The following is a 24,571-nucleotide window of genomic DNA, read 5'->3' as shown; positions in this document are numbered from 1 at the left end:
TTCATGCTTTTTTCATGTAGCGCCTGCACCTGCGGTTCTAAGCTCAGATAGACCTGCGCCCAAGTGGGGGAGCCCCTCCCATGAACCGACTGCAAAACCTCCTTGCCCTGCTGCTGTTCGGCGGCCTGCTGGCCAACGCCGAGGCGGCGTCGTGGTCGGCCGGGCTGCACCGCCTGACCCTGACCGACCCGGTGGACGCCAAACCGATGCAGGCGCTGGTGTTCTACCCCTCCAGTGGCGAGGCGCACCCGGTGCGTATCGAGGGCTACCAGACCCGCGTTGCCGAAGAGGGCCCGGTGGCTTTGGGGCAGTTCCCGCTGCTGGTGATCTCCCACGGCAACACCGGCAGCCCCATGGCCCTGCACGACCTGGCCAACGGCCTGGCGCGCCAGGGTTTTGTGGTGGTGGCGGTGGTGCACCCTGGCGACAACAGCCGCGACCACAGCCGCTTGGGCACCCTTAGCAACCTGTATGGCCGGCCCTTGCAGATCAGCGCGGCGATCACCGCGGCGCGGGGTGACGCGCTGCTGGCGCCGTACCTGAACGACGGCAAGGTGGGGGTGATCGGCTATTCCGCCGGGGGCGAGACGGCGTTGATCTTGTCCGGCGCGCAGCCCGACCTGGACCGCTTGCGCCGATACTGCGAAGAGCGCCCGAACGATGCCGACGCCTGCAAGACCCACGGCGTGTTGATTGCCGACCACAGCGAGCTCGCGCCCCGGGCCGACCCGCGGGTGGGGGCGGTGATGCTGATGGCGCCGCTGAGCCTGATGTTCGGCCGCCATGCCCTGGCCGGGGTGCAGGTGCCGGCGCTTATCTACAGCGGCGACCACGACCAGTTGCTGGCCCTTGAGCACAATGCCGATGCCCTGGCGCGCAAGCTGCCGTTGACCCCGGACTACCGGCTGCTGTCCGGCGCCGGGCACTTCGTGTTCATGGCCCCGTGCGACGACGAGCAGCACCTGCGCATGCCGGCGCTGTGCAAGGATGCCGATGGCGTCGACCGGCGCATCATCCACCGCTCGCTGCGCAGCGAAACCACCGCGTTCTTCAGCCAGGCACTGGGTGCGCCGGAGCCGGCCGAGCGCTCAGCGGCGACGGGCGAGTAGCAGCGTCAACCCCACCCCTGACAGCGCCAGCAGGGCCGCCACGGCAAAGATCGAGGTATAGCCCAGGTGCACCGCTACCGCGCCCATCAGCGGGCCGGCAATCGCCAGGGCCAGGTCGAAGAACACTGCATAGGCGCCAAGCCCTGCGCCACGGCTGCTGCTGGGGACCTGGCGGATGGCCTCGACCCCCAGCGCCGGGTACACCAGCGACAGGCCGAAACCGGTCAGCCCGGCACCGACCATCGCCCACAGTGGCGAGGGCGCCAGCCACAGCAAGGTCAGCCCCAGCACCTCGGTGGCCATGCAGGCGATGGCCACGTTGTAGCCGCCAAAGCGGTTGACCGCGTTGACGAACAACAGCCGCGAGACGATAAAGCACACGCCGAAGGCGCTCAGGCACAGGGCCGCGCCGCTCCAGCCGCGCTCCAGGTAAAACAGGGTGACGAAGGTGGTCAGGGTGCCGTAGCCGATGGAGGCCAGGGTCAACCCCAGCCCGCACGGCGCCACCCGGCCGAACGCCGACCAGAACGCCAGGCGCTCGCCACGTACTACCACCACATCGGGCCGCGTGCGCAGCGCCAGCAGGGCGAGTAGTGCCAACACCAGCAGCGCCGGGCCCAGCACCACGAAGTGCACCGCATCAACCAGCAGCACGCCCACCGGGGCGCCAATGGCGATGGCGCCGTAAGAGGCGATGCCGTTCCACGAGATCACCCGCGCGGTGTGCTCCGGGCCCACCTGGCTGATGCCCCAGCTCAGCGTGGCCACGCCGATCAGGCCCTGGGCGATGCCCAGCAGCAGGCGCCCGCCCAACAGCAACAGCAGGCTCAGCCAGGGCAGTGCCAGGGTCCAGGCCGACAGCAAGGTGAGCACGCCGCAACCGGCAATGCCAAACAACCCGTAGCGTATCGCCCGCTTGCCGCCGAGGGTGTCGGCCACGCGCCCGGCAAAGGGCCGGCTGAGCAGGGTGGCGAGGTATTGCAGGCCGATGGTCAGGCCGGCAATCACCGCGCCATAACCCAGCTGGTCATGCACGTGGCCGGGCAGCACCGCAATCGGCAGGCCGATGCAGAGGAAGGCGATGAAGGTATAGAAGACGATGGAGAGAATTTGCAGCGTGATGCCGCGGGTGTGGGCTGGGGCGGGTTCTGGCGCAGTCATGGGCTCGTTCGCGGGTAGCGGTTGGGCGTACGGGCAATCATGGCCGTTGTGCGGCGTAAAAGAAAGCAGGCTAACGAATTATTCGTCGGGTGGTGCCAAAGGGTGGGAAAAGCAGGGCATCGATAATCTGTAGGAGACTTTCGGGCTGAGCTGTCGCGCAGAGAACTAGTCTCGCAGATGCGCCGCGACCTCTGTGGGAAGCGGCCTTGCCGGGGCGCCGTCCGGTCGAGATGGGCTGCGCAGCAGCCCCGGCAATTTTGCATGAGGCCGAGGCCTTGGGGCCGCTTCGCGCCCCATCTCGACCGGACGGCGCCCCGGCAAGGCCGCTTCCCACAGAGACCGTGTTAAATCAATGAGTTGTAGTTTGTTCTATGAGAACCGGCTTGCCGGCGATCACCGGCAACGCGGTGCCATCCATTGCCTGTGACGGCCTCATCGCCGGCAAGCCGGCTCCTACAGGTTGTCGATGCCCCTGTGGGAGCGGGCTTGCCGGCGATGGCTGGCCTCAGGTCAGACCACGACGCCCTGGCTGCGCAGGTAATCGTCGTAGGTGCCGCTGAAGTCCACCACGCCATCGGCGGTCAGCTCGATGATGCGGGTGGCCAGCGACGAGACGAATTCACGGTCGTGGCTGACGAACAGCAGGGTGCCCGGGTAGTTTTCCAGCGCCAGGTTCAGCGCCTCGATCGATTCCATGTCCAGGTGGTTGGTCGGTTCGTCCATCACCAGCACGTTGGGCTTTTGCAGGATCAGCTTGCCGAACAGCATGCGGCCTTGCTCACCACCGGAAATCACCTTCACCGACTTGAGGATCTCGTCGTTGGAGAACAGCATGCGCCCGAGGGTGCCGCGGATCACCTGCTCGCCGCTGGTCCACTGGCCCATCCAGTCGAACAGGGTCACGTCGTCTTCGAAGTCGTGGGCGTGGTCCTGGGCGTAGTAGCCCACCTCGGCGCTGTCGGTCCACTTCACTTCGCCCTTGTCCGGGGTCATTTCACCGACCAGGGTGCGCAGCAGGGTGGTCTTGCCGATGCCGTTGGGGCCGATGATGGCCACGCGCTCGCCGGCTTCGATGGTGAAGCTGAAGTCCTTGAACAGCACCTTGTCGTCGAAGGCCTTGGCCATCTTGTCGACGATCACCGCTTGGCGGTGCAGCTTTTTCGTCTGCTCGAAGCGGATGAACGGGCTGACGCGGCTGGACGGCTTGACCTCGGCCAGCTGGATCTTGTCGATCTGCTTGGCCCGCGAGGTGGCCTGCTTGGCTTTCGAGGCGTTGGCCGAGAAGCGGCTGACGAAGGTCTGCAGCTCGGCGATCTGGGCCTTTTTCTTGGCGTTGTCCGAGAGCAGCTGCTCACGCGACTGGGTGGCCGCGGTCATGTACTCGTCGTAGTTGCCCGGGAACAGGCGCAGCTCGCCGTAGTCCAGGTCGGCCATGTGGGTGCAGACGCTGTTGAGGAAGTGACGGTCGTGGGAAATGATGATCATAGTGCTGTTACGCGCCGTGAGGATCGTTTCCAGCCAGCGGATGGTGTTGATGTCCAGGTGGTTGGTCGGTTCGTCAAGCAGCAGTACGTCCGGGTCCGAGAACAGCGCCTGGGCCAGCAGCACGCGCAGCTTCCAGCCCGGGGCCACTTCGCTCATCGGGCCGAAGTGCTGTTCCAGCGGGATACCCAGGCCCAGCAGCAGTTCGCCGGCGCGGGATTCGGCGGTGTAGCCGTCCATTTCGGCGAATTCGGTTTCCAGCTCCGCCACCGCCATGCCGTCTTCTTCGGTCATTTCCGGCAGCGAGTAGATGCGGTCGCGCTCGGCCTTGACCTGCCACAGCTGGGCGTGGCCCATGATCACGGTGTCGATCACGGTGAAGGCCTCATAGGCGAACTGGTCCTGGCGCAGCTTGCCCAGGCGGGTGTTCGGCTCGAGCATCACCTGGCCGCCGGACGGCTCCAGGTCGCCGCCGAGGATCTTCATGAAGGTCGACTTGCCGCAACCGTTGGCGCCGATCAGGCCGTAGCGGTTGCCGTTGTTGAATTTGACCGAGACGTTCTCGAACAGCGGCTTGGAGCCGAACTGCATGGTGATGTTGGCGGTAGAAATCAAGTGCTTGTCCTGCGGGGGTTCCAGAGGTGTATGTAGGCCTTCTCGTCAGCATCGGGCCGGTTGTGGGCCAATGCGACGCGGGGCGGCAGCTTCTTGAGCGCCTTTCTGTCCGAGGAGGCGCTGATCCATTTCGCGTAGGTCAAGTGCAACCATCTCGGAGCTCAGGCTTGAGCTGCGCGGGTGTGGCGGGGCTTGCGGCTGGCGGTCAGGGGCGTTCAACGAGTAACTGTTGACGGAAAGCGGCGGATTGTAACACCAGGCACGATGATCTTCAGCCTACGTTTTACGGCAATGCCCAAGATAGCCTGAGGGTACCGGGAGGTAGCGATCGGTACGAAGCGAAGCCCGTAGTGGCGTTCGGCTTCCAGATGGTGTCTCATTCTCCGATTTCAGGGGGAGGCTGGACAATGTCTATCGACAATCTAATGGTCACGTTGAATCGTCTACCACCGTTACGGGTCGATACGGGGACGGATTGGGTGACCTTGTTTGGTTTTCTCGTCACTGTAATCGCTGTGGTGACCGCTGCCTGGTACAACTCTTATACCTTCAAGGTCAACGCCCATGCTTACCGAAAACAAAGCAAGTCGGAGTTCTTGGCGAGGAGCCGATTGGAATGGATCGCTCTGTTTCGAGAGCATGTTTCGGCCTTTCTCGCACAAGGGGAGGGTGTGTATGAGGCCGCGAAGGCCATGCGAATTGAAGGCACTCTATCTGGCCTGGTCGTCAATGACGCAGTTTGTCCAAAGCCTCGGGAATTCGCGGACCAATTAGCCAAGGCTAGGTTGCACCTGGCCCAGATAGAGCTCTTGGTGAGCCCCAACAGTTCGGAGTCCCCTGCATTGGTGGAGGCAATGAATGAGTATCTAGCGGCTGCGGTGCAACATGAGGAGATATCCGCTAAAGGGCAGGTGCTGGTAAATATGACCCAGCGAGTACTGGCTCGAGAGTGGAGTAAAGTTAAAGAAATGTCGGATTTCTGAGTGCTGCATACATACCTTCAAAGCGACATCAAGACAATTGTGCAAATGGAACGCAATCACCTGACAGGTGAGATTTAAGTGCTGTTGAAGCCGCGTGCAGGGCTGCATTGCCATGGAGGCAGGGCGGAGCTTGTAGCGGGATCTTGGCCTTGCTTTCATACACCGCCAAGGCCAACCCACTAGGCGGCATATGCACATGCAATTGCCGACGCCGCTGCTGGGTGAGTTTGTGCAGGCGTTTCATGACGGCGTACCTCACCAGCGCGCGACGATAAGCGCACCCACCATTAAGCGCCTGTTCAGGGCGCGCCGTCTGCCGGGCTGACCAGCGGATAGCCGCAGGTTTCGATCGCGAGCATGGCCCGCTCCCGGGTCAGCGCCTTGAGCACGCCGTCGGCATTGCCGATCTTGGTGTACAGGTAGTAACTGCCCTGGCCGTCGTGGAAGATCCGGTAAACCTCGCCGGTGCGGTGGGTCAGCGGGGTCACCCGTTTGTCGATGATCAGCACGTGGCGGTGGATGCCCAGCTTGGCCAGCGCGGCCGCAAAGTCCTTCAAAAAGCCTGCATGCCAGCGGTTGCGCTCGTAAGTAGCGCCCCAGAACATCGCCAGCAGCACCAACGGTGGCAGGCAAAAGCGCACGATATCTTCCAGTAACCCTTCCATGGTCTTCCTTGCGTCAGGCCGCTCGTCCGGCCAGGTGCCAGCATGGTGCCACAGTGCAGCGGGTTCGGGGCTAAGCTGGTAAACCGTAAGCACACTACTAAAAAGGGTTGTCCGTAGCGTTCGCCGTGCAGGTTTTCTGATGGGGGCTCGGAGGCTCGTATGTATCGCCTGATCAAACCGGCCCTGCTGGCCATTGCCGTCGGCCTGCTGGCCGGCTGCGCCCACGACCCGGACATTCGTGCGGGGCATGACAATACCTTCGGCACCACGGCCAAAAGCCCGGATGCGTACCTGGGGTGCGTTAAGGGTGAGTTGCCTGCCAGTGCGCAGACTTATACGGTCCAGGGCCAGGATGGCCCGGAGCTTTTCGTGACCAGTACCGACCCGAAAAAGGCTGATGGGCTGGTGCAGCTGTCGGGTGGCCGATACATGGCCTACCAGCGCGACGCCTGGTATGACCATGGGCGGTTGCTGGATGCGGCGTTGATGTGCTCGCGGACCTGAAGGGCTGGCGCGTGCCCTGTAGGAGCCGGCTTGCCGGCGATGAGGCCGGCACAAGTAGCTGCGGTTGCAGGGCCGGCCTTATCGCTGGCAAGCCAGCTCCTACAGGGGGGCGCATTGGCAGCCTATAGCGGTTTTTGCGCCATCATCTGCTTGTAACGGCGGGTACGGCGCAGCGCGCTGCATTGCTCCAGTACCAGCGCCCGCAGCGCCGATGCGCCGGGCTTGGGCTGCATACCCGCAGCCAAACGGCGCATCTGCAACTTCACCAACGCCATGTACGCCAGTGCAGCGAACGCCTTGCGCTTCCAGCGAATCGGCGGCAGCTCGGCACTGGCGCCGGCCTCGCCTTGCTGCCAGCGCCGGGGCAGGGCGGGGTCGACCGCCAGCGCCGTGGCGATGCCGGCCATGGCCACGCCGCTTGCCAGCACTTGCTCCACCACCGGCAAGCGGCGGATGCCGCCGGTGACCATCACTGGCATGCGCGCGAGGGTGGCGATGTCCTGGGCGAACTCCAGAAAGTAGGCTTCCCGGGCCAGGGTGCGGCCATCGCGGGCTTCGCCCTGCATGGCCGGTGCCTCGTAGCTGCCGCCGCTGAGCTCCACCAGGTCCACCGCCAGCTCGTTCAGCCACAGTACCACCTGGCGGGCGTCGGCCGGCTCGAAGCCGCCGCGCTGAAAATCTGCCGAGTTGAGCTTCACCGCCACGCTGAACCCCGGTGACACGGCGCCGCGCACCGCCTTGACCACCTCCAGCAACAGGCGCGCGCGGTTTGCCAGGCTGCCGCCCCAGCGGTCCTGGCGCTGGTTGCTCAGCGGCGAGAGGAACTGGCTGAGCAGGTAGCCGTGGGCGGCATGCACCTGCACGCCGCTGAAGCCGGCCTGCTCGGCCAGCGCAGCAGTGCGGGCGAAGCGCTGGATCAGCCCGGTGATTTCGTCTTCGGTCAGTGCCCGGGGCGTGGCGAACAGCTTCGACAGCCCGGCCATGTCCAGGGCCACCGCCGACGGCGCCACCGTGGGTTGGCCAAGGCTGGCCTGCATCTGCCGGCCGGGGTGGTTGATCTGCATCCAGAACTGCGCGCCGCGGCTGCGGCCGATGCGTGCCCATTGCGCAAAACGCTGCAACGGCTGGCTGTCGTCGAGCATCACCCCGCCAGGGCCGGTCATCGCCCGAGGGTCGATCATCACGTTGCCGGTCAGCAGCAGGCCGGCGCCGCCGTCGGCCCAGGCTTGGTACAGGCGCAGCAGTTCATCGGAGGGGGTCTGGTCGGGATTGGCCAGGTTTTCTTCCATCGCCGCCTTGGCGATGCGGTTGGGGATTTGGCTGCCGTTGGGCAATTGCAGGGGCTGGAAGGCGTGCATGGGGTTCTCCGTGTCGGGTGCCGTGCGTCGATAAGGTGAATGCGCGGCTGGGATGCGAAGAAGGCTAAGGTTAAAGTAAACCTTAAGGTCAATAGAGGTTGAGCAAACAAAATGAAAATCGGTGAACTGGCCCGACGCACAGGCTTGAGTGCTTCGCGTATTCGCTTTTACGAAGCCAGCGGGCTGATCGAGGCCCGCCGCCTGGGCAATGGCTACCGCGACTACCCCGAAGAGGCGGTGCAGCGCCTGGAAATCATCACCTGCGGCCAGCAGGCCGGCTTCAGCCTTGAAGAGATGCGCGAGCTGAGCCAGGATCGCGCCGTAGGCAGCCCGCGGCACGACCGCCTGCTGGCCAGCCTCAAGGCCAAGGTTTTGGAAATCGAAACCTTGCAGCAGCGCCTGGCGCAGAACCGCCTGCACCTGCTGGAGCTGATCGCCGGTATCGAGGGCAAGCCTGCGGGCATGGACTGCGACGAGAATGCCCAGCGCCTGCTGGCCCGCTGGCGTGATGCTTGAGCAAGAAAGCGGGTGCGGCAGGCGGGCAGGGTGGGTACAGTGCGTTCCTCTTCACCTGTAACGGAGCCTGCCATGGCCTGCGCCTTCACCCTGATGCAATCGCCGGTCGGTGTTCTCACCCTGGTGGCGCGCGGCGACAGCCTGGCTGCCGTGCTGTGGGAGCATGAACGGGAGAACCGCGTGCGCCTGGGCGAGCTGCACCGCGATGACGATCACCCGACGCTGCGCGACACCGCCCGGCAACTGGGCGAGTACTTCGCCGGTGAGCGCCGGCAGTTCGAGCTGGCACTGGATTTTGCCGGCACCGAGTTCCAGCGCCAGGTGTGGGCGGCGCTGCTGACCATCCCGTTCGGCGAAACCCGCAGCTACAGCGATATCGCCCGGCAGATCGACAACCCGGACGCAGTACGTGCGGTAGGCGCAGCCAACGGGCGCAACCCGATCTCGATCATCGCCCCGTGCCACCGGGTGATCGGCGCCTCAGGCAGCCTCACAGGGTTTGCCGGCGGCCTGCCGGCCAAGCAGTACTTGCTGGCGCTGGAAGGGCGCCAAAGCCTGGCGCTGGACATCTAAACCGCTCAGCCCAACCAGGCGCACAGCAGCATCAGCACCGCAGCCAGCAGCGTGCCGGCGAACAGGCTGTAGCGCAGGTGAGTACGCTGTGCATGGCTTTGCACTTCACGCAGGTACTGGCCCGGCGGCGGCGCGTCGGGGCGATGGCGCAACCCCTCGGCAACGTCGGCCAACTGCCCGCGAATCAGCAGCCCCACCAGGTAATACACCCCGGCGTAGCTGGCCAGGGCCACCAGCAGGTACTTCATGGCGCGAGCACCAGCGGGTGGGCCTGGGCGTTGTTGGCGGTGGTATCGAGCAGCAGCAGGCCTTCGTGTTGTTCGCTCAGGCTGGCCAGCAGCTGGCCGCCGGTATCCCAGGCTGCCGACTGGCCGGCGCTGATGAAGCTGTCGGCCGGGCCCACGCTGTTGCTCATCAGCACCGGCATTTGCAGTTGCCGCGCCACCTCGGGGTAGTGCTCGTAGCCTTCAATGATGCCTTTGGCGGTCTTCACCACGCTTACCAGGTACAGCTGCGCACCTTGTGCCCGGGCGCGTGCGGCGTGCTCGATGAACATCGACTCGTAGCAAATCGCCGGGGCCGCCTGCAGCTCGCCTGCGCTGAACACCAGCGACTTGTCGCCGGGTATGAAGTAGTCGAATTCATCCGCGTGCAAGCGTTGCTTGGCGTAGCTCAGTGCGGGCAAGCCTGGGCGCAGCACCAGCATGCCGATACGCACACCGCCCACCGCAGGCAGGGGCAGGCCGATGGCCGCCTGGACCCCGAGCCGGTCGCATGCCGCTTGCAAAGGCGCCAGCAGCGCTGCGTCGGCCGGGGTGGCCAGTTGCCGGGCCAGCGTGGGCTCGTAGCCGCTCAGGGACAATTCGGGGAATACCACCAGTTCGGCGCCCAGGGCGGCGGCCTGTTGGATGGCTTGCAGGTGGCGGTGCAGGTTGCCGGCCAGGTCGCCTTTGCGCGAGGCCAGTTGTACGGCGCAGAGCTTCACGGTATTCCATCCTTGGTGCGGGTGTGTGGGGGGAGGATACAATCGCAGCCTTTGCCTTCACCAGCAGCAACTTATCGATTCCATGGATGGAGACCGCAATGACCTACACCACGGCCATTCCCGCCGATTCGCTGATAGCCCCCCACGCCGCCCAGGCCAGCTTTTGCCACTGCCGGGCGATCAACCTGAACAGCTGCGCTCAGCCCGCCATGGGCTATTTTCTGCGCTTGATGGGCGCCATGCCGGGCTGGATCGATAACCTGATGGTGCTGCGCAACCGCCTGGTAAGCCGGCTGGGGCTCAAGGACCTCGGCCGCCTCACCGCCATCGACCCGGCCCGTGCGCCGGCCAGCTACCAACCCGGCGAGCGGGTGGGCATCTTCACCTTGCTGGCCAACACCGAGCAGGAAGTGCTGCTGGCCGACTGCGACCGCCACCTGGACGTGCATATCGCCCTGCTGCGCCGGGTGGGCGCCGACGGCCAGTGCCAGGTGCTGGTCAGCACCGTGGTACGCACCCACAACCTGCTGGGGCGCTTGTACATGCTACCGGTGGCGCCGTTCCACCGGCTGATTGCGCCCATCGCCCTGCGCCGCCTGCGCAGTTGAGCCCGGCAAACGCCGCTCGGTCTGTGCGCCGGAGGTACCCTGTGCCATGCTGTCGAATGCCGGCATCATCAGTACGGCACAGGCCTGTGCAGTACTGCCGGGGCCGCCGCAGAGGAACCATGCAATGAGCCGCTATCGGCGCATAGCCGCCAACACCCAAGGCCGCGACCTGGCCGTGGGGGATATTCACGGGCACTTCCGGCGCCTGCAGGCGTGCCTGGACCGCGTCGGCTTCGACCCCGCCGTTGACCGCCTGTTCAGCGTGGGTGACCTGGTCGACCGCGGGCCACACAGCCCCGAGGCCCTGCACTGGCTGGCCCAGCCCTGGTTCCACGCGGTGCAGGGCAACCACGAGTCGCTCGCCATCAGCCACCTGTGCGGTGGCCGGGTGGACCTTGCCATGTACCGCGCGGCTGGGGGCAGTTGGTTTCTCGACCTGCCTGCGGACCAGCAAGAGCCCTTCGTCGAAGCCTTCTTGAACCTGCCCATCGCACTGGAGGTGGACACGCCAGAAGGGCCAGTGGGTCTGCTGCACGCCGACAGCCCGTTCAGCAGTTGGGCGCAGCTGCGCGACAGCCTGCTGTATGACGACGACCCGGCCGCGCGGGAAGTCTGCCAGTGGTCGCGGCGGCGCCTGAAAGAAGGCGACACCGTGCCGGTCGAGGGCGTGCGCGCTGTGCTGGTGGGGCATACCCCGGTGCTGGCGGTGAAAGTGCTGGGTAACGTCTGGCACCTGGATACCGGCGGCTGGAGCAGCGGCTGCTTCAGCCTGCTCGACCTCGCGACCTTGCAGGTGCTCAGCCCAGCGCCAGGCGCATGAGCATGGCACCGGCCAGCAGCATCAACAGCACCCCGGATGCCCGTTCTAGCCAGGGCAGCACCTCGCCAAAGCGGCGCAACACCCGCTGGTTGCCGATGACCAGTGCCACCAGCAGGTCCCAGGCCAGCACCGCGGTGAACATCCAGCTGCCATACACCAGCTTCAACCAGGCGGGGCTGGCGGCCACCAGGCTGGCCAGGCTGGCGTAGAACAGCGCGTTTTTCGGGTTGAGCACGCCCGAGGCGAAGCCCATGCCCAGGCTCGCCAGCCAGCCGCTGGCGGTTGTGCTGGCGCCGGCCTGGGTGAGGCTGCTGCGCCCGGCGTGGCGCAAGAACAGCTGGCCGATGTACAGCAGGTAGGCGCAGCCGGCCAGTTGCAGGGCGATGAACAGCGCGCTGCCGTCACGCAGGATCGACACCCCGGTGAACGCGGCACAGATGAACGCGCCGTTGGCCAGGGCGATGCCCAGGCAGGCGCCGCTGGCCACGCGCCAGCCGGCGTTGGCCGAGGTGCGGGCAACCAGGAAGAAGTCCGGCCCGGGGGAGAGCAGGGCGAGGAAGTGCGCGGCGGCGATGAGCAGAAATTGATCCATTGGGGGGCTTTCTTGTGCAGGGAAAGCCGCAGTGTGTTGCGGGCGCGGTTGAGCGGTATTGAAGAATATTGCAGCAGGGGCCTTTAGGCGATCACCCAGCAATTGTGCATGAGGCTAAGACCTTGGGGCCGCTTCGCGCCCCATCGCGACACAAGGCCGCTTCCCACAGGGATCGCGCCAGCTTTTAGCAACTGAGCAAGACAGTTGCTCCTACAGGGCAACTGCGCAATCGCTTTGAACCCTTGGCCCGCAGCACAACCCAACCCTGTACATGCCAACGGGAGAGTGCTCATGGAAATCGGAACGATCTGGCTTTTCGTCGCCCTGGTGGTCATCGCCCTGGAGATCTGCGCCATCTGGCAGATCATCGGCAGCGACCGGCGCGCCGAGCGCAAGATGCTGTGGGTGGTGTTCGTCGTCTATGCACCGTTCCCCGGCCTGCTGTTCTGGGCCTGGCGCGGGCCGCGGGCGGTGAAGGGGCGGGCGGTGCTGCAGGAAAAATGACCCGGCCCTTGACCTTGAGTTAACCCAAGGTTTGATACTCGGCGCTCTTTCACCCGATGGAGCGCCCGCATGACCCAAGCCGCCTTCACCCTGTGCAACCCCGAAGGGCTCTACGACCCGAGTCCCAATGCCTATTCCCACGTCGCCGAGGTGCGCGCCGGCAGCCGTTTGCTGTCCATCGCCGGGCAGGGCGGTGAAGACGCCACCGGGCAACTGTCGGCCGATTTCGAGGCCCAGGCGCGCCAGGCCTTGGCCAACCTGCAGACCGCGCTGGCCGCCAAGGGCGCAAAACTTGCCGATGTGTACAAGCTTACCCTGCTGATCGTCGACCACAGCCAGGCCCGTTTGCAGCAGTGGACTACGCTGGCCAACCAGGCCTGGGCCGGCGCCATGGCCCCGACCTGCACGCTGATCCCGGTACCGCGCCTGGCGCTGGACGGCATGCTGGTCGAAATCGATGCCCTGGCGGCGTTGCCGGGCGCCTGACCGCCTGCCCATTGGTGGGGCGCAGCCGCAGCGCTACAATCGCGCCCCCCGCCACTTGCCCGAGCCCGCCATGCCAGCCCCCATCGAACTGCTCAAGACCACCCCCGAGCAGGCGGACCTGATCCGCAACCTCTACCAGTTCTACGCCTACGAAGGGTCGGACCTCGAGCAGGAAGACGTCGATGTGCAGGGGCGGTTCTACATCCACGAGCCGCACCTGCAACGCTACTGGCAGTCGCCTGGCTGGGGCGCCTACCTGGTGCTGGTCGATGACTTCATCGCAGGCTTCGTGCTTATCGAGCGCAGCGAGCTGCCAGGCATCGACGCCCTGGAACTGGCCGACCTGTTCATCCTCAAGCGCTTTCGCCGCCAAGGTGTGGGCAGTGCTGTGGCAGGGCAGTTTCTTGGCGATGGCAACCACCACTGGCTGCTGCGTTGCCACGGCGGCGATGCGCCTGCCGTGGCGTTTTGCCAGGCATTGCTGGCCAATTTGCCACGGGCGGTCGAAGAAATCGCCCTGGGCGATGAGCCGCAGTTGCGCAATTTCATGGTGGGTGGCACGCGGCATTGACTTCGCGCATGGAAAATTCGTGACAGAGCGCACTAAAGCCGTTCATCAGACGGCATAATGCCAGTATTTCGCGGTTCCGGGCCGGCCCGACACAGGGGGTTCGGATGCTTTCCTTTTCGTGCGTGTCGCGTGTTCAGGTAAACCCCATGTCGCTAGCTGCAAGCCCCGATGTGATGTACCGGCTGTTGATCCAGAGCGTGGCGGACTACGCCATCTACCTGCTCACCCCCGAAGGTATGGTCGCCAACTGGAACCCCGGGGCGCAGCGGGCCAAGGGCTATAGCGCCGAAGAGATCGTCGGCCAGCACTATTCGCTGTTCTACCCCGAGCACGAGCGCGCCGCTGGTTTGCCGACCAAAAACCTGGAACAGGCCCTGGCCAGCGGGCGCTTCGAGGAGCACGGCTGGCGCCTGCGCAAGGACGGTTCGCAGTTTCGCGCCCATGTGGTGATCGAGGCGGTGCGCGACGACGCCGGGCAACTGGTGGGCTTTGCCAAGATCACCCGCGACTGCACCGAGCAATACCGCGCGCAACTGGCCCAGCGCGAGCAGGAGCGGCACTTCCGCCTGCTGGTGCAGGGTGTGCGCGACTACGCCATCTACATGCTCGACAACCACGGCCATGTGGTCAACTGGAACGCCGGGGCCGAGCGTGCCAAGGGCTACCGCACCGATGAGATCGTCGGCCAGCATTTTTCGGTGTTCTATACCGACGATGACCGTGAGGCCGGCCTGCCGGCGCTCAGCCTTGCCACCGCGCGGGTCGAGGGGCGCTTCCAGGCCGAAGGCATCCGCCAGCGCAAGGACGGCTCGCACTTCTGGACCAGCGTGGTGATCGAGCCGATCCGCGATGAAGAGAGCGGCCAACTGATCGGTTTTGCCAAGATCACCCGCGACATTTCCGAGCGCCGCCAGCAGCAGCAAGAGCTGCTCAAAGCCAAGGAGCTGGCCGAACAGTACAGCCAGGAGATGACCACCCTGTCGCAGTTCCTCGACTCGGTAATCGCCAACATCCCCGCCAGCGTGATCGTGCAAGACCTGCAAACCCGGCAAATTCTGCTGGCCAACCAGCAGGCCGAGCGGCTGTTCGGCGGCCAGGGCGCCAGCATGATCGGCAAGTTGCCAAGCCAGGGCCTGGCCCCGGCCGCCGCCGACTACCTCGAGCAGCAACTGGCCCGCGGCGCGCGCAGCGCCAAGGGCTACGGCGCCGAGACAAGGGTGGATACCGCCATCGGCCCGCGCACCCTGCGCAGCCGCGCCATGCTCTGCCAGAACCGCGAGGGCCAGGCCGACTACGTGCTGTTCGTTGCCGAGGACGCTACCGAGGAGCTGGCTGCCCATGCGCAGATCCACCACATGGCCCACCACGACGCGCTGACCGGCCTGCCCAACCGCACGCTGTTCCACGAGCGCCTCAAGCAGGCCTTGCTGCGTGGCGAGGACAACGACAAGCTGACCGCCGCGCTGTGCCTGGACCTGGACAACTTCAAGAACATCAACGACACCCTCGGCCATGCCTTCGGCGACAAGCTGCTGCGCGCCCTGGGCAAGCGCCTGCGCCGCGAGCTGCGCGAGCACGACACCCTGGCCCGGCTGGGCGGCGACGAGTTCGCCGTGGTGCTGGTTGGCCTGGACAGCCGCGACGCCGCGCGCAACACCGCCCAGCGCCTGATCGAGGCGATGTGCCCGCCGTTTCATATCGAAGGCCACCAGTTCACCGTGGGGGTGAGCATTGGCGTGGCCATCGCCCCCGGCGATCACGAGCAGGCCGAGCAGTTGCTCGGTTACGCCGACATGGCCCTGTACGAGGCCAAGCGCAACGGCCGCAACCGCTTCGAGTGCTTCCACGTCGAGCTGGATGTCGCCGCGCGCCAGCGCCGCCTGGTCGAGACCGACCTGCGCACCGCGCTGCACCTGGGCCAGTTGCAGCTGCACTACCAGCCGGTGATCGACCCGCAGAACAACAGCGTCACCGGCTACGAGGCGCTGATGCGCTGGCAGCACCCGGGGCGCGGCATGATCATGCCCATGGACTTCATCCCCATCGCCGAAGAAACCGGGCTGATCCACGAACTCGGTGCCCGCGCGCTGAACCTGGCCTGCCAGGAAGCGGCCAGCTGGGGCACCGACCAGACCGTGTCGGTGAACCTGTCGCCGGTGCAGTTCAAGAACGCAAGCCTGGTGCACACCGTGGCCCTGGCGTTGTCCGACTCAGGGCTGCCAGCCAGCCGCCTGGAGCTGGAAATCACCGAGTCGGTGCTGCTGGGCAACAGCGAAGAAAACGTGCGCACGCTGCGGGCGCTGAAGGACCTGGGGGTGTCGATCTCGCTGGATGACTTCGGCACCGGTTATTCGTCGCTGGGTTACCTGCGTTCGTTCCCGTTCGACCGGATCAAAATCGACAAGTCGTTCGTCCACGACATGTGCGACAGCCGCGAGGCGATGTCGATCATCCGCGCCATCACCGAGCTCTCCAACAGCCTGATGATCAAGACCACTGCCGAAGGGGTGGAGTCGGCTGAGCAGATGGAGCGGCTGATGGCGGAGGGTTGCTCGAACTTCCAGGGCTACCTGTACGGCCGTCCGGTGCCGGCCAGCGAGCGTTTGAAGCAGGTCGCGCCGCTGGAGCCGGGGCGCCCGCTGTAAACATTGCCCCCTGACGCGGTCTGTGTAGGAGCGGCCTTGTTTCGCGAAAGGGCTGCGCAGCAGCCCCGGCAATTTTGCATGAAGCCGAGGCCTTGGGGCCGCTGCGCGACACAAGGCCGCTTCCCACAGGGACCGCATAAGTTTCAAGGCTAGCCAGCATCACGCGCTACAACAACCCCACCGGCCGCAACCCTTCGAACCGCTCGCGCAACCACCCATGCAACTGCGACACCGCCGGCGTCAGTTGCTTGCGGTGCGGGCACACCAGGGTCACCGGGGTCGGCTCGCCGGCGTGCTCGGGCAGCAGCATCTCCAGCTCGCCGGCGGCAATGTTGGCGCTGACATCGAGCCACGACTTGTAGACGATGCCTTCGCCCTCCAGCGCCCAGCGCCGCACCACGTCGGCATCGTCGCTGACCAGGGGGCCGCGTACTTGCACGGTGCGGTTGCCCAGGCGCCACTTGTCATACACCCGGCCCTGTTGCAGGTACAGCAGGCAGTCATGCTGCTGCAGCGCCTCGAGCGTTTGCGGGCGGCCATGGCGGGCCAGGTAGTCCGGTGAAGCCACCACCACGCGGCGGTTCCAGGGCGCCAGGGGCAGGGCGATGTAGTTGCCGTCCGCAATCACCCCGTAGCGGATCGCCACATCCACCGGGTCGCGGTACAAGTCGGCCAACTGGTCAGACAGGAAAAACCGCAGGTTCAAGCCCGGGTGCTCACGGCGAAAGGCGCTAAGCCACGGGCGCAGCAGGTTGCGCCCCATGTCCGACGGCGCCGCCACCTGCAGCACCCCGCGCAGCTGGCTGTGGCTGCCGTGCAGGTCTTCGCGGCCCTGGCGCAGGGTTTCGAGCACGCGCTGGGCGGTGGGCAGGTACAGCTCGCCCTCGGCGGTCAGGCGCAGGCTGCGGGTGGTGCGGGCGAACAGGCGCACGTCCAGCTCGCGCTCCAGGCGCTTGATCGCCGCCGCCACCTGGCCGGGCAGCAGGTCGGCCTCGTGGGCTGCCGCAGTGAAACTGCCCAGGGCGCTGGCGCGGGTGAACAGTTCCAGGTCGGTGATGCGCAGCATTTTCACTCCAGGGATGAAAGTGTTGCTGCATTGTGCGGGTTTTTCTTTACTACCGGGAAGATAAGATGCGCCTCACTACACGATCCCACAGGAGTTACCCTCGATGGACACCGTTGCCCTGGCCAAGCGCCGCTACACCACCAAAGCCTACGACGCCAGCCGCCGTATCCCCCAGGCCACCATCGACGCACTGCTCGAGCAACTGCGCCACAGCCCGTCCTCGGTCAACTCCCAGCCCTGGCACTTCATCGTCGCCGACACCCCCGAAGGCAAGGCGCGCCTGGCCAAGAGCACCGAGGTAGGGTTTGCCTACAACACCGCGAAGATTCTCAACGCCTCCCACGTGGTGGTGTTCGCTGCCCGCACCGACATGACCGACAGCCACCTGCAGGCGCTGCTGGACCAGGAAGAAAAAGACGGCCGCTACCGCAACGAACAGGCCAAGGCCGGCCAGGACCAGACCCGGCGCTTCTACGCCGACCTGCACCGCTACGACAACAAGGACCTGCAGCACTGGATGGAGAAGCAGGTGTACCTGGCCCTGGGTACCGCGCTGCTGGGCGCTGCGGCCTACGGCCTGGACGCCACCCCGATCGAAGGCTTCGACTTCAAGCTGATGGACGCCGAACTGGGCCTGCGCGAGCGCGGCTTCACCAGCGTGGTGGTGTTGGCCCTGGGCTACCGCAGCGAGGATGACTTCAACGCAGGCCTGGGCAAATCGCGCCTGCCGGCTGAACAGGTGTTTACCTTCCTCTGACGCGTTCGGTGACTAACGCGCTGACGCACTCCCTGTAGGAGCCGGCTTGCCGGCGATGAGGCCCGGCCTGGCGGTACAGGTCCGTCTTTGTGCCACGGCTTACGGCCCTATCGCCGGCAAGCCGGCTCCTACAGGGGGGCGGGGTCAGGCGTTGAAGAAGTCGCCGGGCGTCACGCCGAACTGCTCGCGAAACGCAGCAATGAACGCCGACGTCGACTGATACCCGGCACTCAACGCCACCTCGGTCACCGCCACGCCCTGGCCCAGGGCCTCCAGCGCACCCAGCAGGCGCATGCGCTGGCGCCAGTGGCGAAAGCTCAGCCCGGTTTCGCGCAGCAGAATGCGCCGCAAGGTCTTCTCCGACGCCCCCAGCATTTCGCCCCACTCGGCCAGGGTGCGGTTGTCGTCCGGCGCGTCCTGCAACTGCCGGCACAGCTGCAACACCCGCGCATCCTGCGGCAAGGGCAGCGACAGGCTGACCTCGCGGGCGGCACGCAACTGGTCCACCAGCACCATGGCCAGGCGGCCGTCCTCACCGGCCTCGTCGTACTCGGTGGGGCACTGCGCAAACTGCTTGATCAGCTCATGGGTCAGCGGCGTCACCTCGATCACCCGGCAATGGCCATGGGCGTCATCGAACAGCTGCGGGTCGAGGTACAGGCCACGCATTTCGGTATTGGCGAAGCTGAACACCTCGTGGTCCATGTCCGGCGGCATCCACACCGCACGCTGCGGCGGGGCGACGAAGCTGCCGGTGGGGGTGTGCACGTGCAGCACACCGGAAATCGCATAGGACAACTGCACCCAGGGGTGGCGGTGCATCGGCGTGCGCTCCGGGCGCAGCAGCGATTCGGTGCGGGCAAATACCGGGCGCGGCAGGGCGTGCAGGGCGGGGACAATCCGCTCATGCACGGTAGCTTGTCCACTTATCGACATTTATTGCCCTCATCGCGTTAGTCGGTTACCGCCAACAAGGCTAAGGTAGGCTAGCCAGTAAAACAACACAGGATATTTCAGCCATGGCCCGATCGCGGTTCTTGCCAGACAACTTCACCCTGACCTTGATAGCCGTGGTGGCCCTCGCCACCGTGCTGCCGGCGCGCGACCAGGTGGCGGTGGCGTTCGACTGGATCACCAACATCGCCATCGGCCTGCTGTTCTTCCTGCACGGCGCCAAGCTGTCGCGCGAGGCGGTGTATGCCGGTGCCGGCCATTGGCGCCTGCACCTGCTGGTGTTCGTCTGCACCTTCGTGCTGTTCCCGCTGATTGGCCTTGCGCTCAAGCCGGTGCTGCAGCCGCTGGTGGGCAACGAATTGTACCTGGGCTTCCTGTATCTGTGCGCGCTGCCGGCCACGGTGCAGTCGGCCATCGCCTTCACTTCGCTGGCCCGCGGCAACGTGCCGGCGGCTATTTGCAGCGCGGCGGCCTCAAGCCTGGTGGGCATCTTCGTTACACCGATGCTGGTGGCATTGCTGATGGGCGTGCACGGTGACAGCGGCTCTACGCTGGAGGCTATCCGCAAGATCAGCCTGCAACTGCTGGTGCCCTTCGTGGCCGGGCAGATCGCGCGGCGCTGGATCGGCGACTGGGTAGGGCGCAACAAGGCCTGGCTGAAGTTCGTCGACCAGGGCTCGATCCTGCTGGTGGTGTATTCGGCCTTCGGCGCCGCAGTGATTGGCGGCTTGTGGCAGCAGGTGCCGCCGGCCACCTTGGCGCTGATCGTGGTGGGCTGCTGCGTGGTGCTGGCCTTGTCGCTGGGGATTACCGCGCTGCTGGGCAAGTGGCTGGGCTTCAATATCGAGGACCGCATCACCATCCTGTTCTGCGGCTCGAAAAAGAGCCTGGCGACCGGGGTGCCCATGGCCCAGGTGCTGTTCGCCGGCAGCACCATCGGCTTGCTGATCTTGCCGTTGATGATCTTCCACCAGATCCAGCTGATGGTGTGTGCGGCGCTGGCGCAGCGCTATGCGCGCCGGCCTGAGGTTGAGGGTGAGCGGGCGGCGGCGGTGTAGGCGGGGCCTCCCGTGTTCGGCCTCCTGGCGTCTAGGCTTCAGGAGGCACGGTGCAAGCCCTGAAACAAGGACGCCTGGTGTTTTCACCAGGCGTCCTTGTTTTTCCATCCCGTTGCGAGCGCGTCAGGATTGCAGCCTGGTGTTGTGCTGGTTGCGAGGTGCCAGCACTGGCCCTTGGGCCAGCAAACCGAACACCAGCCCGAGAGTGGTCCACAGCAGCACATGGATGGTTAGCGAGTCATATGGACATGCCGCAGCAACGCAGCGGAAAATGCTAACAAGCGGAGTTTACGGGTTGTAAATGAGCATTCCGAGGCTGTTTTCAACGCAGCATCACCGAGTATCAAGGCTTTTCACACAGAGCCTAGCGGCACCTGTCCAAGTCAATATTGACAACGTTTAAGGTGGTGTGAGCAAAGCCTGCGGGAAAATGATCAGCCAATTCGTTTGCCCGGCGTGGCTCATTCGGATAGAACGTCCCTACATTCCGCTGCGCAACCTTCGCCCATGCCCACCTGGACCATCACCCCCGCCACCCGCTCAGCCACCACCGAAACCGTGCGCTTCATCGACACTGCCCGCCGCCAGCTTTTCCCGCTGCTGGCCGACTCGCCGTTGCCACGCGACCTTGCGCACTTCAACGAAACGTATATCGATGGCCCCGGCCACTTTCTGGTCGCCCACGCCGATAACCAGTTGATCGCCGGCATCGGTTATCTGCCCTACGATCACCGCTTTGCGCAACTCGACTACCACACCCGCAACACCGTCGAGATCGTGCGCCTGTTCGTCACTCCCGACTACCGCCGCCATGGCCTGGCCGCCGCGTTGTTCGGCGCCTTGCGCGAGCATGCGGCAGCGGCGGGCGTCGAATGCCTGTACTTGCACACTCACCCGTTCCTGCCGGGGGCGATCCGCTTCTGGGAGCGGCAGGGCTTTTGCATTGTCGATATCGAGCCGGACCCGCAGTGGCAGACCACCCATATGGAGCTGATGCTCGGGTAAACGCCCTACAAGGCCACGCCAATGTTCAACATCGGGTTCATTTCCATCGCCGCGCCATTTGCATAGGGTTTGCGTTCCAACCCAAAAAGGAGCCAACCCCATGCCGGAACTTGCCCTGTACAAAATCAGGCTGCTCAACGAATTCGAAGCCCGCGAAGACGAGTGGACCTTCGGCGACTTCGAGCGCCGTCTGACCCAGGTAAAGCCCGCCGCCAACTACCAGGACGCCAAGGGCATCATCAACGCCGGCCACCGTGACGGGCGCTGGCCAAAAACGGTGAAGCGCTACCTGCTGAGCAACTTCAAGGTGTTCGGCAATGTCAGTGTCGAGTTCAGCGAAACCTTCTCCCACGTGATGGACAGCCTGACGCCGCAGGAACGGGTGCAGTGGCAGCTGAACTGAACGCAGCCCCGCAATGACCGGTGCGGCCGCAGGTTTTCATACGCGCCGTACGTCGCTGGGAGTGCCTGCCGGGCAAAGCTGCAGCGGTTGGTCACTGCCGATCAGCCGCTGCGCAGCCTTCACTGCGCTTTTTGCCCGAAGCGTTCAAGCATCAATGCGCTGGGTACAGTGAGCACCTCCGAGAGGTACGGTTTGAACCCCCAGTAGGTGACGCTTACCTTGCAGTTGATCGCTGAGCCGCCCTGAAGGAGTGCCAGGTAGTATTCATAGCTGTCCAGTGGGGCAGGTTTATCGTTGCGATGGGTATAATGGAACCGCATTTCCGCCTCGTAGATAGCCGGGTCAGTTGTGCGGGCCACAATACCCATGGCCTGCGCGTAGATCATATGATCGCCTGTAAAATCCATGTCTCCATCGAACGAGCAGATCAGGGCAGGTGGGGATTTGCTGTGGATATCAGGGATGTCGAATATCGTGAAAAGATCGATATTGCTGCTGAATAAAAAGCTGTAATCCCCGCGGTGATCTTTGTGGATGTCAATGAACTCCAACATTGCCGGTGGTTGCCGAGCCGTTTTTACACAGCCTGTGCAGAGAAGCACCAAGCCGTACAGCATCACTTTTCGAAGCATCAGAATCTCTCGTCATCCATTGGCTTGTCACGATCATCCTTGAACATCGCCAGTACTTGGCGGCAGACCTGCCAGCCAAGCACTGGTTTCCCATCTAGCGGTAGTCCTGCGCCTGTACCGGTTTCGCCAACCGCCCCGGCCGCTTGGGCGCAGGCGGGTTGCTCGGCAACAGCACGAGGCCATCCAGCACCTTGTTCAACAGCGCCTCGGTCATTTCCAGCGACAGCTGCGAGCTGCCCAGCAAGCGCCGCGCATCGCCCTGTGCATCTTCACGGGCGAGGGTGGTGGACTGGTAGGCCTGTTGAACGAGCTGGATCGCATGCACCAATGCTTCCTCGGCGAAGACGCCGGGGCGAACGGTGAACAGCGGGGCGTGGTGGTGGTTGCAGGTGCCGAAGGCGTAGAGGTCGCAGCAGGGTTGCTGGGGTGGATCAGGTATTCCCTTGGTCATGGTGGAACTCCTTTTGCGGTGGAGCTGCCAACCATCGCCGCGAAACGATTAGGGTGGCAGCTGTACGCGGGTTCGCGGACCGAGGCAAAAGGAAACCCGGCAGACCCGAAGGTCTCCCACGCACAGCCGCCATTGCACAGAAAGCGGGCACAAAAAAAGCGCCTGCGATTGTGAGGGTGGGGCGCTGAGCGCCTTTTGCATTGCGGGCCGCGACGCCCGGTTGCTGGATTGACAGCAACGTGCGGGAGGTTAACCGGCTGGCCCTACCAGGTCAAACCCGTTCAGAACGAACCTGTCAGCGGATATTCCACCGCCAGGCGAATCTGATCCCCATCCAGCTCCGCCTGCGCCGTATCCCCCCGGTGCACGTTATGCCGCACCGAAAAGCTCAGCCCCTTGGCCTTGCCGCTCTGCACCACATACCGAGCCTCCAGGTCGCGCTCCCAGTGCTTGCCATCCTTGCCATAGCCCAGGTACGCATACCCGCCCGTAGGGTCGACATGGGTGCCGTCGATATCGAACCCGCGCACATACAGCGCCGTCAGGTTCAGCCCCGGCACGCCGAACGCGCCCATGTTCAGGTCGTAGCGAGCCTGCCAGGACTTTTCGTTGGGGGCGTTGAAGTCGGACATCTGCACGGCGTTGGCGATGAAGATGGCGCCGCGGGTGACGTAGTCGAACGGCGTGTTGCCGTCGACCTGCTGCCAACCCAGGCTGAACGCGTGGGGGCCTTGGGCATAACGGCCGACCAGGCTCCAGGTGGTGTTGTCGATGCGCCCGGACAGCGCCTTGCCGGTGTCGGTGGTGCGGTACAGGTTCAGGTCCAGGCTGACGCTGCGCTGCTCGTCGATGGCGTGGCTCAGGGTGCTGCCCAGGTAATGCTGGTTCCAGCTGTCTTCGTAGCGCGAGGTGTACAGGCTGGCACTGACATTGGCGTTGGGGTTCCACACCGCGCCGGCCAGGTCGAAGGCGTTGCCTTGGCGAGCGTTGGAGTAGTTCACCACGAAGCCCTGGTTGTGGCTTGAGGCATTACGGTCGGTGCTTTCGTTGAAGTGGCCGGCCACCAGCTTGAGCGTGTCGATTTCGTTGCTGGTGAGGAACCAGCCGGTGGCGGTCTCGGGCAGCAGGCGGCTGTCGGATGAGCTGAACACCGGGGTTTTCACCCGTTGCTCGCCGTAGGACAGCACGGTGTTGGACAGGCGCAGCTTCACGGCGGCGCCGCCACGGCTGTATGTGTTTTTCGGGTGGCCGGCGTTGTCCACGCCCAGCAGGCGCGCCTTGCCGGCGCGGCCGCCGCCGCTGTCCAGTTGCACGCCCTGGTAGGCGTGGGCATCCATGCCGACGCCGATCAGGCCCTGGGTAAAACCCGAGCTGAAGGTACCCATCAGGCCGTAGGCCCATTCCTCGGCCAGGCCGTTGCGTTCGTTGCGCGGCTTGTAGGCGTTGCGCGCGCCGCTGTTGCGCCCGCCGTGCTTGTAGTCGCGCTGGTCGTACACGGTGCGGTTGAGGAGGCTCCAGCTGCTGTCCTCGACAAAGCCGTTGGCCTGCGACTGGGCGGACTCGGCCAGGGCCAGCGGGCTCAGGCCAAGCAGGGGCAGGGCGATGAAAACCTGTTTCACTGGCCGGCCTCCAGTTTTTGCAGCTGCGCGGCTAGGCGTGCCTTGGCCCGGGCCGGGAGATTGTCAGGCAGGCTGGCGCCCTGGCTGTCGCCGACCTGGATCAGCATCACCATGCCCATGGCCAGGTGCGGGATGCACTGGATGCCATACAGCCCGGGCGCCTCGAACACCTGCTCGAAGGGCTGGTTGAGCTTGCTCTTGAACGCCGTGGCACCCGCCGGCAGCAGGGCGGGCAGGCTGGCGGCGTTGTGCCCGGCCTGGGTCGGCACAAAGCGCACGCTGTCGCCCGGGGCGATGTGCAGGTGGTCGGGCACATAGACCATGGCGCCGTCGGCGCCGCGGTTGAGCATCTGCACTTCATGCACCTCGGCCTGGGCGGCGGTGGTGGTCAGCAGGGTGGCGAGCAGCAGGGCAGTGGTGGAGCGCGGCAACATGGGCGGAACGTCCTG

29 protein-coding genes are annotated in these 24,571 nt (G+C 65.0%); 15 read left to right on the top strand and 14 right to left on the bottom strand.

Annotated elements, in window-relative coordinates:
• The first annotated feature begins 80 nt into the window (after positions 1-80).
• Positions 81-1,109 carry an alpha/beta hydrolase family protein gene (locus tag KSS94_RS15345; protein WP_217838950.1) on the top strand — a complete coding sequence of 343 codons (1,029 nt, stop codon included), beginning with the start codon at positions 81-83 and terminating at the stop codon, positions 1,107-1,109.
• Here KSS94_RS15345 and KSS94_RS15340 read toward each other — a convergent pair.
• Entirely contained in the window at positions 1,089-2,270 is a 1,182-nt protein-coding gene (locus KSS94_RS15340; protein WP_217838949.1) for an MFS transporter, read from the bottom strand. The two genes, KSS94_RS15345 and KSS94_RS15340, sit on opposite strands and share 21 nt — an antisense overlap.
• 510 nt (positions 2,271-2,780) lie before the next feature.
• A complete protein-coding gene (locus KSS94_RS15335; RefSeq protein ID WP_217838948.1) occupies positions 2,781-4,367 on the bottom strand; it encodes an ABC-F family ATPase in 1,587 nt (528 codons plus the stop codon).
• Between the two features lie 407 nt (positions 4,368-4,774).
• Here KSS94_RS15335 and KSS94_RS15330 point away from each other — a divergent pair, with 407 nt between their 5' ends.
• Positions 4,775-5,350, top strand: coding sequence for a hypothetical protein (locus KSS94_RS15330; RefSeq protein ID WP_217838947.1), 576 nt, complete (start codon positions 4,775-4,777; stop codon positions 5,348-5,350).
• A 28-nt stretch (positions 5,351-5,378) separates the two neighbouring features.
• On the opposite strand, the gene KSS94_RS15325 is transcribed toward KSS94_RS15330, so the two are convergent.
• Together KSS94_RS15325 and KSS94_RS15320 are read right to left on the bottom strand one after the other, a co-directional pair.
• Positions 5,379-5,594 carry a hypothetical protein gene (locus tag KSS94_RS15325; protein ID WP_217838946.1) on the bottom strand — a complete coding sequence of 72 codons (216 nt, stop codon included), beginning with the start codon at positions 5,592-5,594 and terminating at the stop codon, positions 5,379-5,381.
• Positions 5,595-5,649: 55 nt separating this feature from the next.
• Positions 5,650-6,015, bottom strand: a complete 366-nt coding sequence (locus KSS94_RS15320; protein WP_217838945.1) for a hypothetical protein — start codon at positions 6,013-6,015, stop codon at positions 5,650-5,652.
• Positions 6,016-6,174: 159 nt separating this feature from the next.
• Between KSS94_RS15320 and KSS94_RS15315 the strand changes: the two genes are divergently transcribed.
• Positions 6,175-6,519: a hypothetical protein gene (locus tag KSS94_RS15315; protein ID WP_217838944.1), complete on the top strand. Its 345-nt coding sequence runs from the start codon at positions 6,175-6,177 to the stop codon at positions 6,517-6,519.
• A 122-nt stretch (positions 6,520-6,641) separates the two neighbouring features.
• Here KSS94_RS15315 and KSS94_RS15310 read toward each other — a convergent pair whose 3' ends face one another.
• Positions 6,642-7,877, bottom strand: coding sequence for an NADH:flavin oxidoreductase/NADH oxidase family protein (locus KSS94_RS15310; protein WP_217838943.1), 1,236 nt, complete (start codon positions 7,875-7,877; stop codon positions 6,642-6,644).
• 111 nt (positions 7,878-7,988) lie between these two features.
• Here KSS94_RS15310 and KSS94_RS15305 point away from each other — a divergent pair, with 111 nt between their 5' ends.
• Both KSS94_RS15305 and KSS94_RS15300 read left to right on the top strand, forming a co-directional pair.
• Positions 7,989-8,393, top strand: coding sequence for a MerR family transcriptional regulator (locus tag KSS94_RS15305; protein ID WP_217838942.1), 405 nt, complete (start codon positions 7,989-7,991; stop codon positions 8,391-8,393).
• Between the two features lie 72 nt (positions 8,394-8,465).
• Positions 8,466-8,966, top strand: coding sequence for a methylated-DNA--[protein]-cysteine S-methyltransferase (locus tag KSS94_RS15300; protein WP_217838941.1), 501 nt, complete (start codon positions 8,466-8,468; stop codon positions 8,964-8,966).
• Between the two features lie 5 nt (positions 8,967-8,971).
• Here the strand turns inward: KSS94_RS15300 and KSS94_RS15295 are convergent, their stop codons facing one another.
• Both KSS94_RS15295 and KSS94_RS15290 read right to left on the bottom strand, forming a co-directional pair.
• Positions 8,972-9,214, bottom strand: a complete 243-nt coding sequence (locus KSS94_RS15295) for a hypothetical protein (RefSeq protein ID WP_217838940.1) — start codon at positions 9,212-9,214, stop codon at positions 8,972-8,974.
• On the bottom strand, positions 9,211-9,951 hold the full coding sequence (locus tag KSS94_RS15290; protein ID WP_217838939.1) for a carbon-nitrogen hydrolase family protein: 741 nt from the start codon (positions 9,949-9,951) through the stop codon (positions 9,211-9,213). The genes KSS94_RS15295 and KSS94_RS15290 overlap by 4 nt, the downstream gene beginning before the upstream one ends.
• 98 nt (positions 9,952-10,049) lie before the next feature.
• Between KSS94_RS15290 and KSS94_RS15285 the strand changes: the two genes are divergently transcribed.
• Both KSS94_RS15285 and KSS94_RS15280 read left to right on the top strand, forming a co-directional pair.
• The gene (locus tag KSS94_RS15285) at positions 10,050-10,559 is read left to right on the top strand and encodes a DUF2867 domain-containing protein (protein WP_225935791.1); all 510 of its coding nucleotides are present in this window, start codon (positions 10,050-10,052) and stop codon (positions 10,557-10,559) included.
• A 124-nt stretch (positions 10,560-10,683) separates the two neighbouring features.
• Entirely contained in the window at positions 10,684-11,379 is a 696-nt protein-coding gene (locus KSS94_RS15280) for a metallophosphoesterase (protein WP_217838937.1), read from the top strand.
• Here KSS94_RS15280 and KSS94_RS15275 read toward each other — a convergent pair.
• A complete protein-coding gene (locus tag KSS94_RS15275; RefSeq protein WP_217838936.1) occupies positions 11,357-11,971 on the bottom strand; it encodes a LysE family translocator in 615 nt (204 codons plus the stop codon). The two genes, KSS94_RS15280 and KSS94_RS15275, sit on opposite strands and share 23 nt — an antisense overlap.
• A 291-nt stretch (positions 11,972-12,262) precedes the next feature.
• On the opposite strand from KSS94_RS15275, the gene KSS94_RS15270 reads away from it, so the two are divergent.
• The 4 genes from KSS94_RS15270 to KSS94_RS15250 all read left to right on the top strand — a co-directional run bounded on the left by KSS94_RS15270 (position 12,263) and on the right by KSS94_RS15250 (position 16,177).
• Entirely contained in the window at positions 12,263-12,475 is a 213-nt protein-coding gene (locus KSS94_RS15270) for a PLDc N-terminal domain-containing protein (protein ID WP_217838935.1), read from the top strand.
• A 69-nt stretch (positions 12,476-12,544) separates the two neighbouring features.
• On the top strand, positions 12,545-12,961 hold the full coding sequence (locus KSS94_RS15265) for a RidA family protein (RefSeq protein WP_217838934.1): 417 nt from the start codon (positions 12,545-12,547) through the stop codon (positions 12,959-12,961).
• Positions 12,962-13,031: 70 nt separating this feature from the next.
• Positions 13,032-13,532: a GNAT family N-acetyltransferase gene (locus tag KSS94_RS15260; RefSeq protein WP_217838933.1), complete on the top strand. Its 501-nt coding sequence runs from the start codon at positions 13,032-13,034 to the stop codon at positions 13,530-13,532.
• Positions 13,533-13,678: 146 nt separating this feature from the next.
• Positions 13,679-16,177 (top strand): sensor domain-containing protein, encoded by a 2,499-nt coding sequence (locus KSS94_RS15250; RefSeq protein ID WP_225935790.1) that lies wholly within the window; start codon positions 13,679-13,681, stop codon positions 16,175-16,177.
• Between the two features lie 166 nt (positions 16,178-16,343).
• Here KSS94_RS15250 and KSS94_RS15245 read toward each other — a convergent pair whose 3' ends face one another.
• Positions 16,344-17,243 (bottom strand): LysR family transcriptional regulator, encoded by a 900-nt coding sequence (locus KSS94_RS15245; protein ID WP_217838932.1) that lies wholly within the window; start codon positions 17,241-17,243, stop codon positions 16,344-16,346.
• A gap of 103 nt (positions 17,244-17,346) precedes the next feature.
• On the opposite strand from KSS94_RS15245, the gene nfsB reads away from it, so the two are divergent.
• Positions 17,347-18,000 (top strand): oxygen-insensitive NAD(P)H nitroreductase, encoded by a 654-nt coding sequence (nfsB, locus tag KSS94_RS15240; protein WP_217838931.1) that lies wholly within the window; start codon positions 17,347-17,349, stop codon positions 17,998-18,000.
• 144 nt (positions 18,001-18,144) lie between these two features.
• Here nfsB and KSS94_RS15235 read toward each other — a convergent pair whose 3' ends face one another.
• A complete protein-coding gene (locus KSS94_RS15235) occupies positions 18,145-18,936 on the bottom strand; it encodes an AraC family transcriptional regulator (protein ID WP_217838930.1) in 792 nt (263 codons plus the stop codon).
• An 83-nt stretch (positions 18,937-19,019) separates the two neighbouring features.
• Between KSS94_RS15235 and KSS94_RS15230 the strand changes: the two genes are divergently transcribed.
• The 3 genes from KSS94_RS15230 to KSS94_RS15220 all read left to right on the top strand — a co-directional run bounded on the left by KSS94_RS15230 (position 19,020) and on the right by KSS94_RS15220 (position 21,420).
• Entirely contained in the window at positions 19,020-20,012 is a 993-nt protein-coding gene (locus KSS94_RS15230) for a bile acid:sodium symporter family protein (protein ID WP_217838929.1), read from the top strand.
• Between the two features lie 507 nt (positions 20,013-20,519).
• Positions 20,520-21,017 (top strand): GNAT family N-acetyltransferase, encoded by a 498-nt coding sequence (locus KSS94_RS15225; protein ID WP_217838928.1) that lies wholly within the window; start codon positions 20,520-20,522, stop codon positions 21,015-21,017.
• A 100-nt stretch (positions 21,018-21,117) separates the two neighbouring features.
• Positions 21,118-21,420: a hypothetical protein gene (locus KSS94_RS15220; protein ID WP_217838927.1), complete on the top strand. Its 303-nt coding sequence runs from the start codon at positions 21,118-21,120 to the stop codon at positions 21,418-21,420.
• A gap of 119 nt (positions 21,421-21,539) precedes the next feature.
• Here KSS94_RS15220 and KSS94_RS15215 read toward each other — a convergent pair whose 3' ends face one another.
• The 4 genes from KSS94_RS15215 to KSS94_RS15200 form a co-directional block, all read right to left on the bottom strand.
• Positions 21,540-22,052, bottom strand: coding sequence for a hypothetical protein (locus KSS94_RS15215; RefSeq protein ID WP_217838926.1), 513 nt, complete (start codon positions 22,050-22,052; stop codon positions 21,540-21,542).
• A 94-nt stretch (positions 22,053-22,146) separates the two neighbouring features.
• Positions 22,147-22,503, bottom strand: coding sequence for a DUF3077 domain-containing protein (locus tag KSS94_RS15210; RefSeq protein WP_217838925.1), 357 nt, complete (start codon positions 22,501-22,503; stop codon positions 22,147-22,149).
• A gap of 281 nt (positions 22,504-22,784) precedes the next feature.
• Positions 22,785-24,122: an OprD family porin gene (locus KSS94_RS15205; RefSeq protein WP_217838924.1), complete on the bottom strand. Its 1,338-nt coding sequence runs from the start codon at positions 24,120-24,122 to the stop codon at positions 22,785-22,787.
• Positions 24,119-24,556, bottom strand: coding sequence for a pseudoazurin (locus tag KSS94_RS15200; protein ID WP_217838923.1), 438 nt, complete (start codon positions 24,554-24,556; stop codon positions 24,119-24,121). The genes KSS94_RS15205 and KSS94_RS15200 overlap by 4 nt, the downstream gene beginning before the upstream one ends.
• Positions 24,557-24,571 lie beyond the last annotated feature (15 nt).

Source organism: Pseudomonas fakonensis, from assembly GCF_019139895.1.
In the GTDB taxonomy this organism is placed as follows: Bacteria; Pseudomonadota; Gammaproteobacteria; order Pseudomonadales; family Pseudomonadaceae; genus Aquipseudomonas; species Aquipseudomonas fakonensis.
Note: the sequence above shows the minus strand (reverse complement) of the source record. Positions and strands in the feature narration are given on the sequence as shown.